An 18,978-nucleotide genomic window follows, 5' to 3' on the forward strand; every position below is an offset into this window, starting at 1 on the left:
CGCATTATTTTCCCGCCTGAGGATGTGTATCAAAGCCCGCCATCACCGCCGTCAATTCTGCAAGTGAAAAACCGTGTTTTGCATCGTCAACGCCCAGCCCAAAGCGTTCCTGCACCAGCTGGTAAAGCGCTGCCGCATCGGAAAGATGGATCTGCTCCTCCACATGACCGTTCTGCCAGTGGGTAAAGTTGAAGTTGGTCAGCGTCAGCTTGCCGCCGTCCGGCAGATGGCGGCACATCAGCAGATGATGGCGGAAATGCGACTGCGGCCAGTGCGCCGACCAGAAATTTCCCATCACGTAATCGCTGAAATACTGCGTCGTCAGGTCAAAGTGGTACATCGACTGCCAGTGCTCGTGGTGGCGGAACTGCAGCACCCAGTCGTTGCCCTCGCTCAGCAGACGATACAGACCGTGCGGCGTTTCCTGCTCCTCGTTAGCGAGTAAACGAATCGGCGCCGTCAGCGTCTGGCCGCCAAACCCCACGTCCGCAATCCAGCGCTCACCGTTAAGCTCCACCAGCAGCAGGCGGTGCGTGCGCGGCGGCATTTGCGGCGGGCTCGCTAATACCACGCGCCCCAATACGCTGCGCACCGTAAACCCGACGTCACGCAATACCCGCTCAAACAGGCCGTTTTGCTCAAAGCAGTATCCCCCACGACGGGCGGTCAGCAATTTGTCGACCAGACACTGGTCTTCGAGATGAATTTCGCGCGGCAGGACGACATCGATATTCTCAAACGGGATCGCGCAGTTGTGATGTAAATGCAGTGCGCGCAGGGTGTCTATATCAGCAGAAGCCGGTTGCTTCCAGCCGATGCGGGCGAAATAGGCGGTCAGAAAGGGGGACATATATCAGTTTCCTTTGATAGTGATGCTGTGTTTATAAACTAATTCTACGCGCTCACTTTGATTTACGTGCTTTTTCGTCATACTCATCGTTACAGATGAGGAGATCCTATGAGCCACTTTCGCCCTGTTGAATTACGTCATGCCAGCCGTCTGCTCAACCACGGTCCTACCGTACTGATTACCAGTCGTGATGAAACGATCGACAGACGTAACGTTATGGCCGCCGCATGGTCCATGCCCGTTGAGTTTGAACCGCCACGCATCGCGATAGTCGTGGATAAAAGTACCTGGTCACGTGAGCTGATCGAACGCAGCGGGAAATTTGGCATCGTCATCCCCGGCGTGGCGGCGGCCAACTGGACTTACGCGGTGGGCAGCGTCAGCGGGCGCGACGAGGACAAATTCAACTGTTACGGGATCCCGGTCGTGAATGGCCCGGAGCTCGGCCTGCCGGTCATTGAAGAGAAATGCCTGGCGTGGATGGAATGCCGGTTATTACCCGTGACCTCCGCGGCAGAGAAATACGACACGCTGTTTGGTGAAGTGGTTTCAGCGGCAGCGGATGAGCGGGCCTTTATTGCCGGACGCTGGCAGTTTGACGGGGATAAGCTCAATACCCTGCATCATCTTGGAGCCGGGACGTTTGTGGCGAGCGGGAAGATGGTGAAGGCGCTGGATTGATTGTTTAAATCATATATGGCTGAATTATATTAAATTTCTATGGCATTTTATGTTTACTCTTGCGTTGTAAAACGGAGGATATTTCCGGAGTTGCTGCATTAGCACTCTCCCGTTAAGGAAATATCAATGTCATGGAATAAAGATGGCGCAATCTCCTATGCAAAATCACACGCCCAACCGAAGAGCACCGGTTATTGTGCTCGCTACGTCACCGAAGCGATCAGAACGGGGGGAAAATTAAAAATTTCCAATACGCGTCTGGCAAAAGATATGGGGCGTACATTGGTCAACGCTGGATTCCGCCTGGTATACGATCAACCTCATGCCGGAGACGTAGCCGTTATCCAAAATATAGTGGGTCACGATAGCGGGCACGTTTGCATTTATGATGGTCAGCAGTGGATAAGCGATTTTGTACAACGCACCCTGTATCCGGGACAGGCTTACCGAAACATACAGCCTCATTACGAACTGTTCAGGCACGACTAATGAAAATACTCTGCTTTTTTCTTTTTGCCCTGTCTCCCTTCGCGGTCGCAGATAGCCTATCTTCACCAGGCCAGGCTGCGCTTAAATTCAATCAATGGTATATCGCTCAGCTGAATCAGGACAAACCGCCAGTGCTGAATCCAGACATTATGAATGAGTACGTTGCCTCTGGGACAATTGATGCAATTAAGGAGATGTACTCAGGAGACAGTAACGAAAAAGACATGCCCGATGCTGATATGTTCATTAAAGCGCAGGACTGGGATGAGGACTGGGATCAGATAACCGTTCTGCATTCTGATTTTGATGCCGTTTGCACCAACGTTTATGTCGCATTCGGTCAGAAACAAGATCACGTTGTCGCAGATTGTCTCGTTCAGGAAAAAGGAAAATGGAAAGTTCGTTCGGCCACGCTGATTAAGTAACCACGGGCCAGGGAAAGAAGCGCCCCCTCGTGAGGGTGAAAAAGCACAGGGTAGCCTGGCGGCTACCCTGTACAATTACTTAACTACTTCGCACGCCGTGCAATAATCTCATCCGCAACATTCCGCGGGGCTTCCGCAAAATGGTGGAACTCCATCGTATACGTCGCGCGTCCCTGGGACATCGAACGCAATGTCGTGGCATAACCAAACATCTCCGCCAGCGGCACGTCAGCGCGGATAATCTGGCTGCCGTACTGCTCTGCCATCCCCTGCACCATGCCGCGTCGGGATGAGAGATCGCCCATGATGTTACCGGCGTACTCTTCCGGTGTTTCCACCTCCACATGCATGATCGGCTCAAGGATCACCGGATCCGCCCTGCGGGCCCCCTCTTTAAAGCCGAGGATCGCCGCCATGCGGAACGCCATCTCCGAGGAGTCGACGTCGTGATACGAGCCAAACGTCAGCGTCGCTTTGACATCGACGACAGGATAGCCCGCCAGCACGCCGCTGTTCATCGCTTCGCGCAGCCCTTTCTCAACGGACGGAATAAACTCGCGCGGCACCACGCCGCCCTTGGTGGCATCTTCAAATTTAAAACCACTTCCGGGCTCCAGCGGCTCCAGACTCAGGACCACATGGCCGTACTGCCCTTTACCGCCGGACTGTCGGACAAATTTGCCTTCGATGTCCTTCACCGTTTTACGCAGGGTTTCACGGTAGGTCACCTGCGGACGACCGATATTTGCCTCGACGCCAAACTCACGCTTCATGCGGTCGACGATAATCTCAAGGTGTAGCTCACCCATCCCGGAGATAATGGTCTGACCGGACTCTTCGTCAGTGTGCAGGCGGAAAGACGGATCTTCCGCCGCCAGACGCTGCAGCGCGATCCCCATTTTCTCCTGGTCGCCTTTGGTTTTCGGCTCAATCGCCAGCGAGATCACCGGGTCCGGGAACTCCATGCGTTCAAGCGTAATGACGGCGTTCGGATCGGTGAGCGTGTCGCCGGTGGTTACGTCTTTCAGCCCCACGCAGGCCGCGATATCCCCGGCGCGCAGTTCATCCACCTCATGGCGATCGTTGGCATGCATCAGTACGATTCGCCCGATGCGCTCTTTCTTCCCTTTCACCGGGTTATACACCGCGTCGCCTTTACGCAGCACGCCAGAGTAGACGCGGATAAAGGTCAGCTGCCCGACGTACGGATCGCTCATCAGCTTGAACGCCAGCGCCGAGAACGGCTCATCATCGCTCGGGTGACGCTCCGCGTGCTGCCCTTTTTCATCCACGCCATCAATGGCCGGCACGTCCAGCGGCGACGGCATCAGCTCGATCACCGCATCGAGCATGCGCTGCACCCCTTTGTTTTTAAACGCGCTGCCGCAGAGCATCGGCTGGATCTCGCCCGAGATAGTGCGAATACGCAGCCCTTTAATAATTTCCGCTTCCGTCAGGTCGCCGGTTTCCAGGTACTTGTCCATCAGTTCATCGCTGGCTTCCGCCGCCGCAGAGACCATTTTTTCGCGCCACTCTTGCGCGGTACTGAGCAGATCGTCTGGTACTGACGCATAGTTAAACGCCATGCCCTGAGTGGCATCGTCCCACAGAATGGTGCGCATCTTGATCAGATCCACCACGCCGGTGAAATGATCTTCGGCACCCACCGGGATGACAATCGGCACCGGATTGGCCTTCAGGCGTTCCTGCATCATCCGCACGACGCGGAAGAAGTCGGCACCCGGACGGTCCATTTTGTTGACGAAGGCCAGACGCGGTACGTGATATTTATTGGCCTGACGCCAGACGGTTTCCGACTGCGGCTGCACGCCGCCCACGGAGTCATACACCATCACGGCACCGTCGAGTACGCGCATGGAACGTTCCACCTCAATGGTGAAATCCACGTGCCCCGGGGTGTCGATGATGTTAATCCGGTGCGGCTCATAGCCTCTGTCCATGCCTGGCCAGAAGCAGCTAACCGCCGCGGACGTAATGGTGATCCCGCGCTCTTGCTCCTGCGCCATCCAGTCAGTGGTTGCCGCGCCATCGTGTACTTCACCCAGCTTGTGGCTCATCCCGGTATAAAACAGGATGCGCTCGGTGGTGGTGGTTTTACCGGCATCGATATGCGCGGAGATACCGATGTTGCGATAACGTTCGAGAGGGATGGGTCGGGGCATGATATTTCCTTAGTCACTATGACATGTTTGTGACGACCAGGATGGTCGTGCATTCGTTCGTTTGCTATAATAGTCCTATTGTACGAGTATTATCGAACTATTTTTTAAGGGTTGACCTATTGTTGATATAGCTCAATCTGACGCCATACGCAGGAAAACGATGATCCCTAACCACCCTGAAACTGAACAAATACTGCTGGAAAATGTGCTCTTTGCCCTCGGCAACCCGCTCCGGCTATCGATTATTCGCCGGCTCGCCGACGGCAGCGAACTGAGCTGTAACGCGCTGCGCCCGGAGGACGTGGTGAAGTCCACGATGACCCATCACTGGCGCGTATTGCGCGACAGCGGGGTCATCTGGCAGCGTCCGCAGGGACGCGAAAACATGATTTCATTGCGACGAGACGATCTGGATACCCGTTTTCCAGGGCTGATGGCGATCCTGCTGCAGGTTAAGTAATTTCAATCCCTTCCAGGCGATAGACCGGGACCTGCCGGGTTGTTTTGGTAAGCGTATCGAACACCTCGGCGTTGGACGTCACGATCCGCATCCCTGTTTTGCGTAACCGTTGTACATCAGCCGCGATGCGCTGAATGCCAAACCAGAAAAGCCCGTCGAGCGCGGTTACAGACAGCCCGTTGTCCAGCGCCAGTTTGAGGCGCTCCTTTGGCGCTTTCACCTGCTGGGCAATTTGTCGGTAAGACGCTTCCGTTGCGCCCGTGGCGTCACTGCGCTGGATCCGCGTCTTCAGGTGATAGGTAAACTCGTCAGGTATGCCGTCCAGATCCCGTTTAAGGCTGTAGACGCAGCCAAAGCGCTTGCCGTTAAACAGAACATTTTTCTGACTGAGCTGAAGCTCTTTCCTGACGGCATCAATCAACTGGGGCGCACGGGTGAGAAGCAGCCTGAAGGGCAGTTCGAAGCTGGTGACGTAATCCACATTAAGCAACGCGAGGCGCAGCCGCTCCTCTGCACCGGCCTTTTGCTCACGACACTCCTCCAGAACCTCTGCCCACTGGCGCGTCAGGCGCTCCGGTTCGGCAGCTTCGGTCAGGAGATATTTTTCAATCTGATAATCAACTCTTCTGGTCATCGTGTGGTATCCCGTCGCTGTGGCTGCGGTAATTCTATACAGCGCGGTGAGTTTTATAAAGGACTGAACCGCAGCGATACGCTGTAAATGTCGTTGCGATTCAGTATCCTGACGATTCGAATCAGTGCGCCATAATCCAGCCCATCAAGAGCGTGGCGAAAATCACCGTTGAGGCACCGCCAATACGCGTCGCGATCTGCGCGAACGGCATGAGCGACATGCGGTTGGAGGCGGACAGAATGGCCACATCTCCCGTACCGCCCAGCCCACTGTGGCAGCAGGTCACAATCGCCGCTTCCACGGGATACATATTCAGACGCGACGCAATCACGTAGCCGCTCAGCGCCATCGCAATCACCACCGATCCGCATACCACTACATAGCCCACCGAGAAGACCGACACCACGCTTTCGAGCGGCACGTATAGCATCCCGAGGCCGATCATCAGCGGCCAGACCAGCGCAGCCGAAACGAATTTATAGCAGCTGTGCGCCCCCTGCTCCATTGAGGCCGGGATCACCCTGAAGTATTTACACAGGACGGCAATCAGGATCATCAGCACCGGGCCGGGAATATGGACCAGTTTTTCAAACAAGCCTCCGACGATGAAAAACGCGCACACCATCAGCAATCCGCCGCCCATCAAATGAAAATCCGTCTGCTGAGCGCCAGGCGCCCCGGCGAACAGGCTGGCGTCGTCTTTACTCCGCGTGAGCATGCCATTTCCCGAAAGCGAAGGACGTTTCGTCCCGAGACGCGCCAGCGAGCCGGCACAAATAATGGCGAAGATATTTCCGACGACCGCAGCGGGAGCCAGCTGCGCCACGTAGACGTCCGGCGTCTGCCCCAGGATTGCCGAATAGGCCAGAGACAGGGGCAAAATCCCCTCGCCAATTCCACCGCCAATGATAGGGACAATGATAAAGAAGAAGGTGTGGTAAGGCGTATACCCAAACAGCGTTCCCACAATAAGCCCGCTCAGCACGGCCATCAGTGTCCCCGCCACCAGCGGAACAAACATGCGCATCATGCCCTGGATCAGCAGCACCCGGTTCATCCCCAGAATGCTGCCGACCACCAGGCAGGCGATGACGAAATAGAGCAGATTCGCCTCCTTCATCAGCAGATGCACCGTATCAAGGGTTTGTTTCCCGAATGCGCCAAAATAGACCAGCACGGAAGGCACCATCAGACACAGGATCGCCGGGCCGCCGATGTCCTTCAGCACGGGGATTTGCCGCCCCACTTTGGCAAACGCAAAGCCAAGGGTCATGATGACCGCCAGTCCGCCAATCATATTTTTCGGCAGCAGCCCTGCCCAGGCGGACGTCGCCACAATCGCGGCAATCCCGACGAACAGCATCAGCGGAACCGCGCCCACCTCGGTCGTGTTAAGCCCAAAAGCAAAACGCGAGGTCGACAGCGCGGAAGTCGGTACAGGATTATCTTTCATATAATCACCTGAAATTTGTGTTCGGATATACAGAGTAAGGAATAAGCGGAAAACTATTCCTGATTCGAATAAATGTTCTTAAATAGAAAATAATGACTTTGGTGGCCTTTTCTCAAAAACAGGCTCAGCGTGAAATTAACATGGGCTTTCGAAGAGAAATGTGAACACAACAGCCCTTTCCTTTTAAATAATTTAATTCATTATTATGTAACTAAAGTTATTCATGGCATTAAATGCAATTCTTTTGAAATTAATAAAACCAGAAATAATGTGACCCTTATCACTCCTGCTCCGTTAGCTAAGCGCTAAATTAGCTCCCCAACAAAAGACAGAAAACTCCGTGTCTTTATCATCCTTAAAGTCACTGTTTCTGCTCGTCTTATTTCTGTTTCGTTTAAATATTCAGGAGTTAACCATGTCTCGTAAAGACGTTCTGTACACGCCTTATAATGGCGCCGTACTGCTGGAAAATCCGTTATTAAATAAAGGCCTCGCCTTTATTAAGGAAGAACGGGATAATTTTAATCTGCATGGATTATTGCCGCATAACGTTGAAACCATTGAGGAGCAAACGGAGCGTGCCTGGGTGCAGTTCTGCCATTTTAAAAGCGATATTTCCCGCCATGTTTATTTGCGCAATATTCAGGACACCAATGAAACCCTCTTTTACAACCTCTTGCGTTCGCATCTGAAAGAGACGTTACCGATTATCTATACCCCGACGGTGGGTGAAGCCTGCGAGCATTTCTCCACGATTTATCGCCGCGCGCGCGGCTTGTTTATTTCATGGCCTAACCGCCACCGCATTGATGAGATGCTGCAAAGTTTCTCGCGCAACGACGTTCGGGTGATTGTGGTAACGGACGGAGAACGCATTTTAGGCCTCGGCGACCAGGGTATCGGCGGTATGGGCATACCGATTGGCAAGCTGTCGCTGTATACCGCCTGCGGAGGGATCCATCCGGCCTCCACCCTGCCGATTATGCTGGATGTCGGCACCAATAATCAGCAACACCTCGACGACCCGATGTACATGGGCTGGCGTCACCCGCGCATCAGCGACGACCAGTACGCTGAATTTATGGATATGTTTATCAGCACGGTTAAGGCGCGCTGGCCCAACGTTCTCCTGCAGTTTGAAGACTTTGCGCAGAAAAACGCCACCCGACTTCTGCAGCGCTACCGCGACCAGCTGTGCTGCTTCAATGATGATATCCAGGGCACGGCAGCCGTCACCGCAGGGACGCTGATCGCGGCGGCGCACGCGGCGGGGACGCGCATTCGCGACCAGCGCGTGGTGTTCCTGGGCAGCGGCTCTGCCGGATGCGGGATTGCTGAAAAAATTGTGGCGCTGATGGTCGATGACGGCCTGAGCGAGTCGGAAGCCCGCAGCCGGATCTTTATGGTCGATCGCTTCGGCCTGCTGACCGACGACATGACTAACCTGCTCGATTTCCAGAAAAACCTGCTTACCGCGCGCGACGCCGTTAGTCGCTGGCAGGTAGACTCGCAAAATATTTCCCTGCTGGACGTGGTGAAGAACGCACATCCCACGGTGATGATCGGCGTTTCAGGCCAGCCGGGGCTGTTCAGCGAAGAGATCGTCAAAGAGATGCATCGCCACTGTCCGCGCCCAATCATCATGCCGCTCTCGAACCCAACGTCGCGGGCGGAAGCCCAGCCGCAGGACCTTATCGCCTGGACCCAGGGAGCCGCGCTGGTGGCCACCGGCAGCCCGTTCGCGCCGGTATTCTGGGAGAATGCGCACTATGAGATTGCCCAGTGCAACAACGCCTATATCTTCCCGGGCCTTGGGCTTGGCGTGCTGGCCTGTAACGCTCGCCGGGTGACGGAAGAGATGCTGATGGCAGCAAGCCGCAGCCTGGCCGCGCAGTCTCCGCTCGTGACCACGGAAAGAGGAGGATTGCTGCCGCCGGTAGATCAGATTGAAACGGTCTCACGCCAGATTGCCGTTGCCGTCGCCCGGGCCGCCATTGAACAAGGCGTGGCGCCAGCGTTAGATGATGAAACCCTGATGGCGCGTATCGAGAAAACCTGGTGGCAGGCGGACTATGCGCCGTACCGCCGATCCGCGCTGTAGCGTCGGTCATGCCCTCACCGCAGGGTGAGGGCATCGCTGTGGTGTCAGTGCTGTACGCCTGAGCGGTCAGAAAAATCGCTGGCGGAGAGACTATCACCCCGAGTTGCCGCCTGCTTCAGACGGGCATACCGGTCAGGTACCCCTTCAGGACGGGTTTTGAAGCGACGGTGCAGCCACATATATTGTTCAGGCGCCATGCGTACGGCCTGCTCAATTGCCCTGTTCATCTGCGTCGCCACGGCTTCTTTATCGCCGCCCTGCAGCGCCTCGCTGATATCCTCCAGAATAATCAGCTCGTAACCGGTGCCATCCGCCCTGCGGCGCGGCACAAAGGGGATAACGGCAGGGTTAGCGCTTTTGACCAGCATATAGCTGCCCGCCGTCGTCGCGGCATCCGGCACCGCAAAGAACGGCACAAACACGCTGTTGGTTTTGCCATAGTCGTGATCCGGGGCGTACCACAAAATTTCATTCTGCTTCAGCGCGCGGATCATGCCCTTTAAATCATGGCGATCGAGCATGGTTTTGTTGGCGCGCAGGCGCCCGCGCGTCTGAAGCCAGTCCAGCAGAGCATTGTTATTAGGACGATAGACCCCGATACCGGGGTTAAGCATGCCAAATATCCGCGCGCCCAGCTCAAGGGTCAGAAAATGTATCCCTACCAGCACCACGCCTTTTCCCTGCGCCCTCGCCTTTTCCATGTGCTCATACCCCTGCACGGTAAAGCATTTCTTTACCCGCCATGCAGGCCAGAACCATGCCATTCCGGTTTCGATTACCCCCATTCCTACCGATTCAAAATTACGCTGCAGCAATGACTCGCGTTCATCCTTTTTCATCTCCGGGAAACAAAGCTCCAGGTTGCGGCGGGCAATCTCGACGCGGCGAGGCAGTAAGCGCATCGCCAGTCGACCCAGGCCATGACCGATTCTGAACAGAAGCGGATAAGGGAGCAGCATGATGAGCCACAGAGCCGCAATGCCGGCCCAGCTTAGCCAGTAACGGGGATGAAGAAAGGCGAATGAAAAACGGGGTAATTTTGTCATCAGAAAATTATCCTTTAACGTGTCTGTCCTTAATTGATTCTGTTGGAGATCTTTCCTAAGGATGAATAATATGCCAGTCAGAAACGTTAATTGTAGCGGATAAGACAAAACGCATTTTTATCGATTTTTGCGAAAAACGGGAAGTCGAGCCGGGAAGGATTTATCCGCTCCCCGGCAGAAGCTCTTACATCGAATACCCGGGCTTCTTAATAAGCTCCTCCAGCTTCGGTCCAATTTCGGTATCCCAGACCTGCGCCTTCCAGTCTTCAGGCGCGATCTGCTTCAACGCCACCGACACGGAACTATCTTTGCTGTTGAAATGGCGAATAATCACGTCGGCAATATCTGCCGCCAGGGCAGCTTTCTGTTCGTCGTTTAAATCACGGGGAAAACATTTAATATCTACGTGTGGCATGTGCAGGCTTCCGGTTGTGAATGTGGGTTCCACGTTATCAGATAATTTTGTTTGCCTTTAACACCTTGTGCAGTTCCGGTCGCTGACATACAGCGTCCGCAATCGCCGTGAATTTAGAGGTATTTTCGGCAAACCAGGCGTAACGGGGCCCCCAGGTGCGCGCGACCGCAATATACACATCCAGCAGCGTCAGCCGTTCCCCCAGCGCAAACGGGGCAGCCTTAAGCTGGCTTTCGAACCACATATAGAGGGATTTCCGGTATTCGATGCAGTTTTTCTGCAGCTGTTCCGGCGCATCCGGCACCCAGCGTTCGGGATAGTCTGCATAGGTAAACGTGGGATAGACGTTGGCTACGAACCAGATGAGCAAACGCTGAAACTGCTGACGCTCTGCCTGCCCCACGGGTGGAGCAAGATCGGGACATCTGTCGAGCACCATCAGGGCAATCGCCGCCGTTTCGGTCATGATGGCGCCATTTTCCAGCTCCAGCGTCGGCACCTGACACAGCGGATTGAGCTTGTGCAGCAATTCACGCTGCGGACCGGGCTGGTCAAACCCGTCCACGTTGATGAATTGATAAGGGATATCAGCCAGGGTCAGCATCACCTCACTGATTGCCGAGCCCCAGCCGGGTACGCCATAAAGTTTAATCATGTTGCCCCCTCAGGAGTGAAAATCCTAAGTGTAGAGCACCCTTAGTAGGTTATCCCAGGCGGGTTGACCTCCGATTGCGTCACCGCTTCGCCCTGCTCGCCCCAGCGCGCCAGCACCTTCTGGTACTCTCCGCGCTCAATCGCACCGTTCAGCGCGGCCTGCAGGGCATAAACCAGTTGATTGCCTTTTTTGGTCGTGGTGGCGACATAAGCTTTCTTCGGCCCTAAACCGACCACGCGGGTTTTGCCGGTGAGCGCCGCTTTGTAAGCTGAAACCGACTGAGGGCCAAAGAACACATCCGCCCTGCCGGACTGGATATAGAGATTGCCCGAGGCATCGTCGTGAAGATAGACCGGCAGCGCAGGCGCCCGCCCCGCCTTTTTATTTTCTTCGTTCCAGCCCAGCAGGATGCGCTCCTGATTGGTACCCGAGCCGACAATCACCCTTTTCCCGGCCAGATCTTCCGCGCTTTTGATTGACTGAATCTCGCTGGTGGATTTCACCGAAAACGCCAGCGAATCGACGCGGTAGGTCGCAAAATCAAACTTCTCTTTACGCTGTTCGGTCACCGCAATGTTCACCAGCGCCACGTCGTAGCGCCCGGAAGCGATCCCCAGCGGCCAGTCTTCCCACGCCGTCGGCACCAGCTTTAGCTTCAGCCCCAGGCTGCCCGCCAGCAGGCGGGCAATATCCGGGTCGCTGCCGATCCGCGTGCGGTTATCGCTGGCCAGCAGCGCCAGCGGCGGGGAGTTCAGCATCGAGACGGCGACCGTCAGCGTACCTGGCTCAACGAATTTATACCCGGCGGGGATCTTCGCCACGGCCTGCCGATCCACCGTCACCGGCAGCGGCTGCTCGTTGGCTTTCAGATCGATGCTGGCGTGGCTCGCCGTCGTAAAAAGCAGTCCCGCCAGAAGTCCGTATTTCATCTGCGCTCCTTACAGCACTTTTGACAGGAACTGGCGCGTTCGCGCGTGCGACGGACGGTTCAACACCGCGTCGCTGCTGCCCTGTTCCACGATTTTTCCGTCGACCATAAACACCACCTGATCCGCCACTTCCCGGGCAAAGCCGATCTCGTGAGTGACCACCACCAGCGTAGTGCCGGACCGGGCCAGTTTTTTGATTACGTCCAGCACCTCTCCCACCAACTCTGGATCCAGCGCCGAGGTGGGTTCATCAAACAGCATCACGCGGGGACGTAACGCCAGCGCGCGGGCAATGGCAATGCGCTGCTGCTGGCCGCCGGAGAGATGGCGGGACCAGGCGTCGGCTTTATCCCGCAGCCCGACCACGTCCAGCAGGCTGTACGCGCTTTCCACCGCCTCTCTTTTGCTGAGCTTTTTATGCGCGATGGGCGCCTCAATCAGGTTTTCCAGCACCGTGAGATGGGGAAAGAGATTAAAGTTCTGGAACACATAGCCCACGTTGACGCGCTGTTTGAGGATCTCTTTCTCCTTAAGCTCGTAGAGCTTGTCGCCCTGACGGCGGTAGCCAATGTAATCCCCGTCGATCTGAATAAAACCTTCGTCGACGCGCTCCAGGTGGTTTATGGTGCGCAACAGCGTCGATTTGCCCGAGCCTGAGGGCCCAAGAATGACCGTCACGGATCCCGGCGGGATCTCAAGCGACACGTTGTCGAGCGCCTTATGGCGTCCAAAATATTTGCTGACGCCGGTAATCGAGATATGTCCTTCAGGAGAGGCTTGCATGGATAGGCTCCTGTGCTGGCGTGGTGGTGACGGAACGGGTGCGACGGGCGGCACGGTTCTGATTAACCGCAGAGCGGCGTTCGCTGCGGGCGAGTGCGCGCTCAACACCGTACTGGATAGCGGACAGGACGGTGGTGATCGCCAGATACCAGGCGGCACCGACCATCAGCAGCGGGATCACCTCCTGCGTGCGGTTGTAAATCATCTGAATGGTATAGAACAGCTCCGGCATCGCCAGGACGTAGACCATCGCCGTGCCCTTGGCGAGGCTGATGATTTCATTGAACCCCGACGGCAGGATGGTGCGCAGCGCCTGAGGCAAAATGATGCGCACCGTGCGGCGCCAGGCCGGCAGGCCGAGCGCGGCGGCGGCCTCATACTGCCCGTGATCGACCCCGAGGAAACCACCGCGAATGATCTCGGCGGTATAGGCGCTCTGCACCAGCGTTAGCCCCACCACGGCGGTAGAGAACTGCCCCAGCACGTTGATGGTTTCAAAACTGCCCCAGGTAATACCGGTGAACGGCACGCCGAGCGAAAGCGTGTCGTAGAGATAGGAAAAGTTGTACAGGATAATCAGCACGACGATCAGCGGCAGCGACCGAAACAGCCAGATGTACGCCCACGCCAGGCTGCTCAGCAGCCAGGATGACGAGAGTCTCGCCAGCGCCAGCATGCCGCCAAACACCACGCTCAGCGCGGTGCCGATCAGCGTCAGCAGCAGGGTCTGCCCGACGCCTTCGAGGATCACCGGGTCGAAGAACCAGCGGGCGAACACCGCCCACTCCCAGCGCGGGTTAAAGGCGACTGACTGAATCACGACCGCCAGGACAAACAGCGCCACCGCGGCGCCGACGGCCCGCAGCGGATAACGCGCCGGGACCACCTTAATGGTTTCAACGTTGCTCATCGTCGTTCCTCATGCGGTTTTGCTGAACGCTTCACGTACCAGCGTTTTGGTGAAACGCAGCCGACCGTCAAACGGCGGCTGGCTATACTCTTCCGGATCGCGGTTCAGATCGAACTGCGGCTGATAGCCCTGGCTGAGATAGAGCCTGACCGCTTCCGGCTGACGAAAGCCGGTTGTCAGGTAGATCTGACTGTACCCTGCCAGCACCGCCCTGCGCTCCAGTTCCTGCACCACGCGCCCGGCAAGCCCCTGCTGACGCAGGGTTTTGTCCGTCCAGATGCGTTTGATTTCCGCGGTGCGTTCGTCGAACGGTTTGTACGCGCCGGTGGCGATAATCTTCCCGTCGCGCTCCAGGACGATAAACAGCCCCTGCGGCGCTAAATACCACTCGGTGAGCTCCACTTCCGCGTCTTTGGAAAAGTAGTCCCCGTAGCGGGCCGCATATTCACCGAATAGCCCCTCGATAATGGGCTGAAGTTCGGCATCTTCCGGTGAAACATCACGAAATCGTTCGCTCATCACGCCTCCTTAATCGCCCAGGCCCGCCGGGTTCACTTCGGACTGAGGAATGCGCTCAACCCCTTCTCCCCAGCGGTTCAGCACTTTGTCGTAATCGCCGTTTTTGATGACGCCGTTCAGCGCGGTTTGCACCGGCTCAACCAGCCCGCTGCCTTTTTTCAGCGTCACCGCGATGTGCGCCGCCTTCGGCCAGCCGCCGTCGACGCTGCCCACCAGTTTGGTTTTCCCGTTCAGCGCCGCTTTCCATGCGCCAATCACGTTCGGACCAAAGTAGGCATCCGCGCGCCCGGACTGCAGCGCCAGGGTTTGGGCCGCATCGTCTTTGGTGTAGATCGGGGTAAAGGGCTTCAGTCCCTTCTTCAGGTTTTCAGCATTCCACGCCAGCAGGATGGCCTCCTGGTTGGTGCCGGAGCCCACGATAATCTTCAGCCCGGCGATGTCTTCCGCCTTCTGAAGCGATTTGATCGGGCTGGTCGATTTCACGTAGAAACCGAGGGAATCCTTACGGTAGGTGGCAAAATCAAACTTCTGTTTGCGCTCTTTAGTGACGGTGATGTTGCTGATGGCGGCATCGTATTTCCCGGACGCGACGCCCAGCGGCCAGTCTTCCCAGGAGGTGGGCACCACGTTGAGCTCCAGCCCGAGGCTGTCGGCGACCAGACGCGCGACGTCAACTTCGCTTCCCAGCAGCGTTTTGTTGTCGTCGGAGAAGACCGTCAGCGGCGGCTGATTGAGTCCCGCCACCGCCACGGTAAATTTCCCCGGCACGGCAAAGCGATAGTCTTTCGGCAGCTGCGCCACCGCCTCGCTATTTTTCGCGGTGTTAATCGGCGTTTTATTGGCCTCGATGCTCACGCCGGTGCCGTTAATATTGACGTTCTCTGCCCAGACGGCAGGGGTAAAGGCCAGCGCGAGCGCCAGAACAAGCGATGATTTCTGCATAGCGGGATTCTCTTTTATTGTTGTGTGTACTGGTTTTTCGGTTGGTCTAAGCCAAGGCTTTCGCGCAGCGTGGTGCCCGGGTAGTCGGTACGGAACAGGCCGCGAGACTGAAGAATCGGTACCACCTGGTCAACAAAGCGCGGGAAGGTGTCCGGCGTGCCGCCCTGAATGATGAAGCCGTCTGCGGCATAACCTTCAAACCAGGCCTGAAGACCGTCAGCCACCTCCTCCGGCGTGCCGGAAAAGCGCGGGCGCGGCGAAGCGGCTTCAAGCGCCACCTGACGCAGGGTTAAGCTGCGTTCGCGGGCATTACGCTTGATTTCATCCGTGGTGCTGCGGAAGCTGTTTTTGCCTAAGTCGCCGATATCCGGGAACGGCTCGTCGAGCGGATACTGGCTGAAATCGTGATGTTCGAAATAACGCCCGAGGTAATTGAGGGCGTCATTAATCGACACCAGCGCCGCCGTGGTCTGGTACTGGTGTTCCACGTCATCGGCATCTTTCCCCACAATCACGCTAACGCCCTGGAAAATATGGAGATCCGACGCGCGGCGGCCGTTTGTTTCCAGCTGCTGTTTTACGTCCTGATAAAAGGCTTTTGCCTCGTCGAAGGTCTCGTGGTGGGTAAAAATGGCGTCGGCATGTTTCGCCGCCAGCTTTTTCCCGTCGTCCGACGCCCCGGCCTGAAAGACAATTGGTCGCCCCTGCGGCGTGCGGCCAATATTCAGCGGACCGGCGACCTGGAAGAAGTCACCGTGATGATCGAGCGTATGCAGTTTCGCCGGGTCAAAAAACTGGCCGCTCTCTTTGTTGCGGATAAACGCGTCCCCTTCCCAGGAATCCCACAGCCCTTTCACCACGTCGAGATACTCATCCGCAATCCGGTAGCGCAGCGCATGCTCGGGGTGTTTTTCGCGGGAAAAGTTCTTCGCCGACCCCTCCAGCGGTGAGGTCACCACGTTCCAGCCCGCCCGGCCGTTGCTCAGGTGATCGAGGCTGGCGAACTGGCGCGCCGTGGTAAAGGGCTCGCTGTAGGAGGTGGATAAGGTTCCCACCAGCCCCAGGCGCGAGGTGATGCTGGCCAGAGCGGAAAGCACGGTTAACGGTTCAAACCGATTCAGAAAATGGGGGATCGATTTCTCGTTGATATAGAGACCATCGGCCACGAAGAGAAAATCGAGCTTCCCTTCCTCAGCCTTTAACGCCGTTGCTTTCACAAAGTCAAAGTTAATACTGGCGTCGGCAATCGCCGCAGGATGGCGCCAGGCGGACATATTCCCGGATGCACCATGCAGAATGGTGCCCAGCCGCAGTTGTCGGGTTGCAGACATCTTTACCTCTCCTGAATTAAACGTGTTGCAGGGCTTTTTCCGCAAGCTGTGCAAAATAGCGGGCGGCGGGCTCAATCAGTGCTTCATCCGGGTTAAAAGCCGGGTGATGTAAACCAAACGGACTGTTGCTGCCAATGCTGACAAACGCGCCGGGAACAGACTGCAAATAGACCGCAAAATCTTCCCCGCCCATATGCAGTTCCGCGTGACGGGTTTCATAACCGGCCTCACGCGCGACCGAGGTGGCGAAGTCGGCCCAGCGTTCGTCATTCACCAGCGCGGTAGGCCCGGCATACCAGGTGATATCAATCTGCGCGCTGAAGGCGCTGGCAAACCCGGCGGCGATTTCGCCCACGCGGGCTTTCACATTCTGCTGCACTTCCGTGCGATGGGTACGCAGCGTGCCTTCCAGCTCGACGCTTTCCGGCAGCACGTTCCAGGTGTTGCCGCCTGCGATGCGGGTCACGCTCAGCACCACCGAATCCAGCGTGTTGACGTTGCGGCTGGCGACGCTTTGCAGCGCCGTTACCAGCTGGCTTGCCAGCACGATGGCGTCGTTGCCTTCATGAGGACGTGCGGCGTGCGCGCCTTTACCGGTAATGCGGATCACGAAGCGGTCGACGTTGGCGTAGAACGGCCCGCCGCGGGTGGCGAACTCACCAACCGGCAGGCCAGGCTCGTTGTGCATACCGAAAATCGCGCTGACGTCGCGTAAGGCACCGGCCCGCACCATGCTCTTCGCACCGCCAAAGTTCTCTTCAGCAGGCTGAAACAGGATGCGCACCCGGCCGTTAAGCGAGGCCTCCCGCTCTTTCAGCTTTAACGCGGCGCCGAGGATGACGCTGGTGTGGATATCGTGTCCGCAGGCGTGCATCACCCCGGCATGCTGTGAGCTAAACGGTACGCCGCTGCGCTCCTCGATCGGCAGCGCGTCAATGTCGGCGCGCAGCGCAACCAGCCTGCTCCCCGTCCCGATTTCCGCCACCAACCCGGTCGACAGGTCGTAAGGCTGTGGGGCGATCCCGGCATTCGTCAGCCACTGGCGCAGGCGCGCGGTGGTTTCGACCTCCTGGCCGGACAGCTCCGGGTTCTGGTGCAGTTCGCGGCGCCAGGCAATCAGTTGTTCGCCAAAACTCATACGGTGACCTCCTTGTTAAGACGCGCCCCGGCAAGCAGACGCAGCGACGCGACGCGCGTAGCCCCCTCCGCCACCGGCGTGTCGATGATAAATTCGTCAATGCCCCACTGCTGGTGCAGCGCGTTGAGCTGTTCCACTACCGACTCAGCGGTGCCCGCCAGCAGCGACTGCGCCCGGCGTGCAATGCGCACCGGCTCACTGCCCGCCTGGCGCGCAAACGCGTAGGCCTGCTCTTCGCTGGCCACGGTGACACGCTGCCCGTTTGCCAGCTCAACGCCCCACACTTCGACCTTCTGCGCCAGCGCGTCTGCCTCAGCCTGCGTCGGCGCGACAATCGCCTGCACCGCCACTATTACGTCGCGCGCGCTGTTCTCACGCCAGGTCGATACCACCTCGCGCAGCAGGTCCGGGTCACCGTTCAGGTGTGCGGCAAACACAAAGTGCCAGTCGAGCCTGGCGGCGAGCAGCGCGCTGTCGGTACTCGCGCCCAGCAGGAACCCCTCAGCAGGCAACGGCGGCAGCGGCGTGGCGCGGACGGCCTCTTCAATAGCGTGATGCTCAGGACGGATCCAGCGGTCGAGCTGGGCCAATTGTTCGGCGAAGCTGCCCTTTTCCTGTTGATTCAGGCCCTGCTGCAGCGCGCGGGTTGAGAGCGGTAATCCACCGGGGGCTTTCCCGACGCCGAGATCGACGCGGCCAGGCGCCAGCGCGGCCAGCACGTTGAAGTTCTCGGCGACTTTATAAGGGCTGTAGTGCTGAAGCATTACGCCGCCAGACCCGACGCGAATGCGCGTGGTTTGCCCGAGGATCCAGGCAATCAGCAGCTCCGGCGAAGGGCTGGCAAGCTGTGGGGTGTTGTGGTGTTCGGCAATCCAGAAGCGGTGATAGCCCAGATTTTCTGCCTGCTGCGCCAGCGCCAGGGTACGCGCCAGTGCATCGGCAGCCGTTTCGTTTTCAGCGATGGGGCTTTTATCCAGAATGCTGATTCGCCATGACATGTTGCGTTCTCGTTTGACTTAACATGTCGACATTAT

General features: G+C 57.2%; 18 protein-coding genes and 1 pseudogene. 5 read left to right on the plus strand and 14 right to left on the minus strand.

Annotation, left to right across the window (positions count from 1 at the left end; translation table 11 throughout):
- Positions 1–4 precede the first annotated feature (4 nt).
- On the minus strand, positions 5–850 hold the full coding sequence (gene nhoA, locus ACHH0Z_RS06295) for an N-hydroxyarylamine O-acetyltransferase (protein WP_045410315.1): 846 nt from the start codon (positions 848–850) through the stop codon (positions 5–7).
- Between the two features lie 108 nt (positions 851–958).
- Here nhoA and ACHH0Z_RS06300 point away from each other — a divergent pair, with 108 nt between their 5' ends.
- From ACHH0Z_RS06300 to ACHH0Z_RS06310, 3 genes are all read left to right on the plus strand, one after another.
- Positions 959–1,531 (plus strand): flavin reductase family protein, encoded by a 573-nt coding sequence (locus ACHH0Z_RS06300; protein ID WP_023292319.1) that lies wholly within the window; start codon positions 959–961, stop codon positions 1,529–1,531.
- 126 nt (positions 1,532–1,657) lie between these two features.
- Positions 1,658–2,020, plus strand: coding sequence for a hypothetical protein (locus ACHH0Z_RS06305; protein WP_039025296.1), 363 nt, complete (start codon positions 1,658–1,660; stop codon positions 2,018–2,020).
- Positions 2,020–2,445 carry a DUF3828 domain-containing protein gene (locus ACHH0Z_RS06310; RefSeq protein ID WP_039025297.1) on the plus strand — a complete coding sequence of 142 codons (426 nt, stop codon included), beginning with the start codon at positions 2,020–2,022 and terminating at the stop codon, positions 2,443–2,445. Before ACHH0Z_RS06305 ends, ACHH0Z_RS06310 begins: the two co-directional genes overlap by 1 nt.
- 83 nt (positions 2,446–2,528) lie before the next feature.
- On the opposite strand, the gene fusA is transcribed toward ACHH0Z_RS06310, so the two are convergent.
- The gene (gene fusA, locus ACHH0Z_RS06315) at positions 2,529–4,628 is read right to left on the minus strand and encodes an elongation factor G (protein WP_045410318.1); all 2,100 of its coding nucleotides are present in this window, start codon (positions 4,626–4,628) and stop codon (positions 2,529–2,531) included.
- 160 nt (positions 4,629–4,788) lie between these two features.
- Between fusA and ACHH0Z_RS06320 the strand changes: the two genes are divergently transcribed.
- On the plus strand, positions 4,789–5,088 hold the full coding sequence (locus ACHH0Z_RS06320) for a helix-turn-helix transcriptional regulator (RefSeq protein ID WP_008501755.1): 300 nt from the start codon (positions 4,789–4,791) through the stop codon (positions 5,086–5,088).
- On the opposite strand, the gene ACHH0Z_RS06325 is transcribed toward ACHH0Z_RS06320, so the two are convergent.
- Both ACHH0Z_RS06325 and ACHH0Z_RS06330 read right to left on the minus strand, forming a co-directional pair.
- Positions 5,081–5,722 (minus strand): helix-turn-helix domain-containing protein, encoded by a 642-nt coding sequence (locus ACHH0Z_RS06325; RefSeq protein WP_045410320.1) that lies wholly within the window; start codon positions 5,720–5,722, stop codon positions 5,081–5,083. The two genes, ACHH0Z_RS06320 and ACHH0Z_RS06325, sit on opposite strands and share 8 nt — an antisense overlap.
- A 121-nt stretch (positions 5,723–5,843) precedes the next feature.
- Positions 5,844–7,175, minus strand: a complete 1,332-nt coding sequence (locus tag ACHH0Z_RS06330) for a 2-hydroxycarboxylate transporter family protein (protein ID WP_023344225.1) — start codon at positions 7,173–7,175, stop codon at positions 5,844–5,846.
- Between the two features lie 415 nt (positions 7,176–7,590).
- Here ACHH0Z_RS06330 and ACHH0Z_RS06335 point away from each other — a divergent pair, with 415 nt between their 5' ends.
- On the plus strand, positions 7,591–9,276 hold the full coding sequence (locus ACHH0Z_RS06335; protein ID WP_023292315.1) for an NAD-dependent malic enzyme: 1,686 nt from the start codon (positions 7,591–7,593) through the stop codon (positions 9,274–9,276).
- Positions 9,277–9,320: 44 nt separating this feature from the next.
- On the opposite strand, the gene ACHH0Z_RS06340 is transcribed toward ACHH0Z_RS06335, so the two are convergent.
- The 10 genes and pseudogenes from ACHH0Z_RS06340 to ACHH0Z_RS06385 form a co-directional block, all read right to left on the minus strand.
- Positions 9,321–10,322 carry a Kdo(2)-lipid IV(A) acyltransferase gene (locus ACHH0Z_RS06340; protein ID WP_039266480.1) on the minus strand — a complete coding sequence of 334 codons (1,002 nt, stop codon included), beginning with the start codon at positions 10,320–10,322 and terminating at the stop codon, positions 9,321–9,323.
- A 184-nt stretch (positions 10,323–10,506) separates the two neighbouring features.
- On the minus strand, positions 10,507–10,737 hold the full coding sequence (gene pptA, locus ACHH0Z_RS06345) for a tautomerase PptA (RefSeq protein WP_008501760.1): 231 nt from the start codon (positions 10,735–10,737) through the stop codon (positions 10,507–10,509).
- A gap of 37 nt (positions 10,738–10,774) precedes the next feature.
- On the minus strand, positions 10,775–11,392 hold the full coding sequence (locus ACHH0Z_RS06350) for a glutathione S-transferase family protein (protein WP_045410322.1): 618 nt from the start codon (positions 11,390–11,392) through the stop codon (positions 10,775–10,777).
- 41 nt (positions 11,393–11,433) lie between these two features.
- Positions 11,434–12,321: an ABC transporter substrate-binding protein gene (locus ACHH0Z_RS06355; protein ID WP_032652013.1), complete on the minus strand. Its 888-nt coding sequence runs from the start codon at positions 12,319–12,321 to the stop codon at positions 11,434–11,436.
- A gap of 9 nt (positions 12,322–12,330) precedes the next feature.
- The gene (locus tag ACHH0Z_RS06360) at positions 12,331–13,104 is read right to left on the minus strand and encodes an amino acid ABC transporter ATP-binding protein (protein ID WP_045333893.1); all 774 of its coding nucleotides are present in this window, start codon (positions 13,102–13,104) and stop codon (positions 12,331–12,333) included.
- Positions 13,088–14,014 (minus strand): amino acid ABC transporter permease, encoded by a 927-nt coding sequence (locus ACHH0Z_RS06365; RefSeq protein ID WP_023327573.1) that lies wholly within the window; start codon positions 14,012–14,014, stop codon positions 13,088–13,090. Before ACHH0Z_RS06365 ends, ACHH0Z_RS06360 begins: the two co-directional genes overlap by 17 nt.
- Positions 14,015–14,023: 9 nt before the next feature.
- The gene (locus ACHH0Z_RS06370; protein ID WP_008501765.1) at positions 14,024–14,533 is read right to left on the minus strand and encodes a GNAT family N-acetyltransferase; all 510 of its coding nucleotides are present in this window, start codon (positions 14,531–14,533) and stop codon (positions 14,024–14,026) included.
- Positions 14,534–14,542: 9 nt separating this feature from the next.
- Positions 14,543–16,806, minus strand: a pseudogene (locus ACHH0Z_RS06375) (NtaA/DmoA family FMN-dependent monooxygenase).
- A gap of 16 nt (positions 16,807–16,822) precedes the next feature.
- A complete protein-coding gene (locus ACHH0Z_RS06380; RefSeq protein ID WP_021240231.1) occupies positions 16,823–17,944 on the minus strand; it encodes an amidohydrolase in 1,122 nt (373 codons plus the stop codon).
- Positions 17,941–18,942, minus strand: coding sequence for an LLM class flavin-dependent oxidoreductase (locus ACHH0Z_RS06385; RefSeq protein WP_023344233.1), 1,002 nt, complete (start codon positions 18,940–18,942; stop codon positions 17,941–17,943). The genes ACHH0Z_RS06380 and ACHH0Z_RS06385 overlap by 4 nt, the downstream gene beginning before the upstream one ends.
- Positions 18,943–18,978 lie beyond the last annotated feature (36 nt).

The sequence above is a fragment of the Enterobacter cloacae complex sp. 2024EL-00227 genome, from assembly GCF_043945315.1.
GTDB lineage: Bacteria > Pseudomonadota > Gammaproteobacteria > Enterobacterales > Enterobacteriaceae > Enterobacter > Enterobacter roggenkampii.